We start from the raw sequence: 4,897 nt of genomic DNA, 5'->3' as shown, positions 1-4,897 counted from the left end.
AAAGCCCCGGCGTGCCGGGGCTTTTCTGTATTATTTAACTTTCAACCTTTAGGTCGTAATATAAAAACTAGCGAATTCCCCACACTCAGGGGGGAATTCGCTAGTTTTTTGATGTTTAGTTTAAACTGCCATGGAACAGTTCGTCGTGTCCACCGATTCGAACTAAACGGATCACTGGATTAGTCTTATGGGGCATATAAATGACCAGAATATCCACTTTCCCATCTAATAAATGAAATTCATAGTGTCCATTATAATTACCGCCCCGATTTTTAAGCACATGTGGTTGATACTCCTGATTAACGATACCGTTTATTTGAAGTTGTTCTAAGGCTTGCATTAAATCAGTGATCAACTCAGGGCGTACCTGTTTAAGTTGGCGATAATCTTTTTTGAATTGTGGTTCAGGTTTAAGTTTATACATACTTAATTATCCAAAAAATCCTTTAGATCTTGTGTATTATCAAATTCTGGGACATCATCTGGAATGATCCCCAACTCTTTAGCCTCTGCTGCCACTAAGGCACGTCTAGTTTCCTCTGTCGGTTCGTCTGTTTCAGTCAAAACCTCAAACGGGATCTTCTTTTGAAGGATTAACTGTCTTGCTGCCATGTTAAAGTAAGCGTTAATACTTAAACCGGTAGCACTTAATTCTTTTGTCAATTTTTCTTTAAGCTCATTATCAAGACGAATAGTGGTTGCACTCGTTGCCATATTTATCCCCGCCTTTCTTTATTTAACGCCATTATAACATACAATCGATGTCAAACTTATCAAATTGATTATTGCTTATCATTTTGATTTGAACTATTTCTTAAGCGTAGGCCATAACTTAACAGTTGTGGCCTCTTTTTTGATACTGTATAATTAAAGGGTTAGAACCGTGTCATTACTTAATGACATAAGTAAGGAGATAAAAAGATGAAATATGGCTATGCGCGGGTCAGTACCACTGATCAAAAATTAGCAAATCAAATTGAGTTACTAAAATTGGCAGGAGCAGAAAAAATCTTTCAAGAAAAGTTTACCGGCACAACTACCGAACGACCGGAGTTTCAAAAACTGTTGCGCGTTCTAAAAACAGGCGATACTTTGATTGTCACTAAGTTGGATCGGTTTGCGCGGAACACACGCGAGGCCTTAGCCATTATCCAAGAGTTGTTTAAAGAAAATGTCAAAGTTAACATTTTGAATATGGGCTTAATTGACAATACGCCGACTGGCCAACTAGTCTTTACAATATTTAGCGCCTTTGCGCAGTTTGAACGCGATATGATTGTCACGCGCACACAAGAAGGTAAAGTGTATGCCAAGCAACATGATCCGTTGTTTCGGGAAGGGCGACCGAAAACGTATTCTGAGGAACAAATCAGATTTGCCTACGAATTACGAAAACAAGGCATGACCTATAAAATGATTGAACGAAAGACGGGGATTAGTAAACGCACGCAACAGCGACGATTTAAATTAGTTAAAAACAATATATTTTAAAACTGTTTACACCATACCAAAAGGGGCTTCGAATACGAGGCCCCTTTTAGATTTAGCTAGTAATCCGTATTAAAGTTAATGGCTAGCTCCCAGTTCAACTTTTTAATGGCTTACGATCTGTCAACAAAGCAATTGGTGACAGAATCAAAACAATCACCGCTCCTACTAAGTAGGTATGACTGAAGGCCTGGCTGATCTGTCGATTCTTAGTATGCTTAATTTTTCTCAAAGCTGTCGTTAAAGCTTCTTTTTGTGCCAATTGTTTGAGACCTACTAACAATTTTTTCTGACCCTGGCTTATTTTCTGATTACCCAAATTAATTTTTTGAGAAGCTATTGACAGTTTAGATATAGCGGTGTTTTGAGTTTCTAACTTGGTTAAGGTAAGTGCTAGTTGCTGGTTACCCGCTTTTAAGTTGTCAGTAGCTAGTGCTAACTTCTTCTGGGCTTGGTAGACCTGGTGAAGATCGGTTCCCTTTTGGGGCTATGGTAAATCAACTTGAGATTTGGCCGCTTGTTTAAGGGCACGTCTTAGGTTCGTCTGTTTGTTTTTAGTTGTTAATTTGGCTGATCCAGTAGTGGAAAATAGGCTGTTCAATTGTTGATGAGCCACTTTCTTTACAATCTACCATATAAACGCATTCTCGTGCATTGTTTGCTTATACGTGTATATAGTTGTCAAATACGTGCTATGATTGTGTATGTCCTAAATGGACACAAGCAACGCTCCTAAGCAAAGCCTGTATGTACTGATTTCAGAAAAGCCCTCTATTCCGCATAATAGAGGACTTTTTTGTGTGCATTCTGCTTAATTTAAACGGACAAGTATACGTCTAAAAGCTGAACGTGTTGTCTGAGAGCGCGATATTATTTTCCCCTAGTTCGGGCGTCTCTACTCTCCAGAATATCTAATTGAAAAGTAAATTTTCGCTTGTCTTCAGCGTCTAAAGAATCAATGAGATAGTCTAATGCGTTATCAATGGCATCTTTTTGAGATTTATATAGACCAATTCCAGATAAAGCTTCCGCTTTGTTCTTAATATGGTTGTTGATTCTAACGTTAGCATAAAAAGTAACAGAATCTGCAACGCTTTTTTCCGGTTTTGATGGTTTGCCATTATTACTTTTAAGATCATCTGTAGTAAAGGTGTTTTTGGGTTTGATATCTTGTCCACGATCAAGTGGGTCCGTCTTTGGTTGTTTTTTTAGATTGGGATTGTTTAATAATCCGCTCATTCCTATTCACCAGCCATTCTGCTAAATATTTCATCAGTAACGTTGGAGTATACGTCTTGAACTGCTTTATCAAACTGATCTTTAAATGTCACCCCGGTTACATCATATCGTTTTAAGCGTTCCATATTTTTAATTGTTATGTCAAAAATATTTTCTTTACCAAATATATCAATTGCTTTAGCTAAGGTGCTCTTATCGACAGGGGCACCATTTTTCAGCAAAACCGGCAATATTCCTAGTAAATCTAATGTCGGAGCGTGGAATTCATTGATAATTTGATCTTGCATGTATTTGATGAATGCCTGGGCACCCTGAAGCGATCTTTCCTGAGTTTGAAGAACGACAATCGCGTAGTCTGTCATATATAATGCGGTATCTGTGATTAGGCTAATTGTAGGTGGAACGTCTACCAACAAGTAGTCATAGTCATCTTTCCACGGATTTATTAAGGTAGACAAGTATTTTACACGATCGGTGTAGTCAGAAATTATATTCTCCATATATCTAGGATATAAAGAAAAGTCAGCTGAGGATGGAAGAATATCTAAATTTTGGATTACGTTGATGATAGCTGGTTTGAGGTTTTTGTTTTTAATTGCGGTCATCAAGGTTTCATCAAAAGAAGTTACTTCACCGCCGACGTTATTTTTAGTTTTTAAATATAAATTAGTGGCGTTAGCTTGAGGATCCAAATCTATTAATAGTGTTTTATACCCACGACGTGCCAACTCGATACCAGTCATTGTACTATTAGTTGTCTTGCCAGTCCCGCCTTTAAAGTTTGAAAATGTTATGACTTTGCTATCCAAAATATCACCTCATAAATATGTAGTGTAATGCTCTTAAAGCATAGCACAAAAATTAGTACATGTATACAAATACAAGTGTGTAAAAGTAAAAATGTATACATGAGCTCTATGTAGACTGCAATAGAGGCATTTTGAATGAGTATACAAATACTAATTTTTACATTAGTATTTGTACTAATGTAAAAATGTATACATTTTTTAAAAAAGTGTTGATTTCTTTTATTGAGAGAAATACAATTGTACTTGTAAGTGAATACAAAAAAACACCCACCGACGGGAATCGGTGAGCGCCACATAAAAGTCATCGTTGTTTAATGACTATTATATCATGGCCGGTGCGATTTTTAAAGCCCTAGGGGACAAGCTGGGGTCTAAATCCAAGGGGACACGTTTGCCAGTGCGACTTCAATAAGTCTGGCTATACCACAACAAGGTCATCTGTACGGCTGGGTGGTGAATGGTGAGCGCGACCATTAACGGCGCGGGTGGTAAAACGAAGCTTCGGCTTGGTGCCACTGATTAGTTGGTGATCGAACAAACATAAATACGTATTACCAACGCCTGCTAGGGCGTTTTTTAGTAGGTTAAACCGAAAACGTAGGTTTATAATGAGTGGTGGTAGCAATACCGCAATTGTACAGACAAGCGACGGGCGTTAACGACCGACGAACTAAGGGGAAACTTTTAGTAGTAGAATTGTACTCTGGTTCAGTTATTCCAAATAGCTGTTTCCAGGGAACAATTCTGCGCTCAAAACGTCACTCCCTCTAAACTGAATGGAAAACCGTAACCCGTCAAGACAAATATAAAGAAAAAAAGAAAGTTGGTGGAATTGTTGGAATGTAAGGATTACATTGTTCCATTGAATCCAGATGTGATCGTTAAGAAGACAATCTATCGGAGTTCTGCAAGAATTACTGATCGACAAAGGAACCAAGTGAAGAGAGTTTTGCGTAGTCAAGGGTATCAGGGAAGAATTAGTAGTATTCGATATACTCGGGTAAATTACAAGTATTCCTTTAAAGTATCCGTGAAGTATCAGGGGAGTGTCGGTAAGTTTTTGGTTAATACAAAGAATGAGACAGTTGAATTCAAGGGAATGGCCTAGACGTAATTTCAGTGAATTTCACAAACTCATTTTCCCCAATTAAAGCCAATCTGCGACCTATACGACTTCTTTTTTGGACAAATTCACAATCGAAAAATAACGGAATGTGGAAGTACCGCGGTGAATGTGGGTTACTTGGGATAAGCCGCCTTATCTGAAGTAGAAATTGGTATACTAAAAAAGGCTCCCGGTTTAACACTGTGCGATAATCCCTTTATGGTTGTCAGATGAAATACAATAATTCATCTGATGA

Annotated in this window: 6 protein-coding genes; 1 reads left to right on the top strand and 5 read right to left on the bottom strand. The window is 38.0% G+C overall.

All coding sequences use genetic code 11. From position 1 onward, the window contains the following. Positions 1-115: 115 nt before the first annotated feature. On the bottom strand, positions 116-424 hold the full coding sequence (locus CES81_RS12895; RefSeq protein ID WP_089122108.1) for a type II toxin-antitoxin system YafQ family toxin: 309 nt from the start codon (positions 422-424) through the stop codon (positions 116-118). Between the two features lie 2 nt (positions 425-426). Continuing rightward, complete coding sequence (locus CES81_RS12890) at positions 427-714, bottom strand: type II toxin-antitoxin system RelB/DinJ family antitoxin (protein WP_057903466.1); 288 nt, start codon at positions 712-714, stop codon at positions 427-429. Between the two features lie 207 nt (positions 715-921). Between CES81_RS12890 and CES81_RS12885 the strand changes: the two genes are divergently transcribed. Beyond that, on the top strand, positions 922-1,491 hold the full coding sequence (locus CES81_RS12885; protein ID WP_024855672.1) for a recombinase family protein: 570 nt from the start codon (positions 922-924) through the stop codon (positions 1,489-1,491). A gap of 94 nt (positions 1,492-1,585) precedes the next feature. Here the strand turns inward: CES81_RS12885 and CES81_RS12880 are convergent, their stop codons facing one another. The 3 genes from CES81_RS12880 to CES81_RS12870 all read right to left on the bottom strand — a co-directional run bounded on the left by CES81_RS12880 (position 1,586) and on the right by CES81_RS12870 (position 3,536). After that, positions 1,586-1,750, bottom strand: a complete 165-nt coding sequence (locus CES81_RS12880) for an MFS transporter (RefSeq protein WP_089122107.1) — start codon at positions 1,748-1,750, stop codon at positions 1,586-1,588. Between the two features lie 608 nt (positions 1,751-2,358). After that, the gene (locus CES81_RS12875) at positions 2,359-2,727 is read right to left on the bottom strand and encodes a DUF5388 domain-containing protein (RefSeq protein ID WP_089122106.1); all 369 of its coding nucleotides are present in this window, start codon (positions 2,725-2,727) and stop codon (positions 2,359-2,361) included. A 2-nt stretch (positions 2,728-2,729) separates the two neighbouring features. Further along, positions 2,730-3,536, bottom strand: a complete 807-nt coding sequence (locus CES81_RS12870; RefSeq protein WP_010010558.1) for a ParA family protein — start codon at positions 3,534-3,536, stop codon at positions 2,730-2,732. Between the last annotated feature and the right edge of the window lie 1,361 nt (positions 3,537-4,897).

The sequence above is a fragment of the Secundilactobacillus pentosiphilus genome (assembly GCF_002217985.1).
In the GTDB taxonomy this organism is placed as follows: Bacteria; Bacillota; Bacilli; order Lactobacillales; family Lactobacillaceae; genus Secundilactobacillus; species Secundilactobacillus pentosiphilus.
This window is presented reverse-complemented; position numbering and strand designations above follow the sequence as displayed.

Bases quoted from the DNA above. Each gene is read 5' to 3' on its own strand.
- CES81_RS12895 (WP_089122108.1), bottom strand. From the start codon at position 424: ATGTATAAACTTAAACCTGAACCACAATTCAAAAAAGATTATCGCCAA.
- CES81_RS12885 (WP_024855672.1), top strand. From the start codon at position 922: ATGAAATATGGCTATGCGCGGGTCAGTACCACTGATCAAAAATTAGCA.
- CES81_RS12890 (WP_057903466.1), bottom strand. From the start codon at position 714: ATGGCAACGAGTGCAACCACTATTCGTCTTGATAATGAGCTTAAAGAA.
- CES81_RS12875 (WP_089122106.1), bottom strand. From the start codon at position 2,727: ATGAGCGGATTATTAAACAATCCCAATCTAAAAAAACAACCAAAGACG.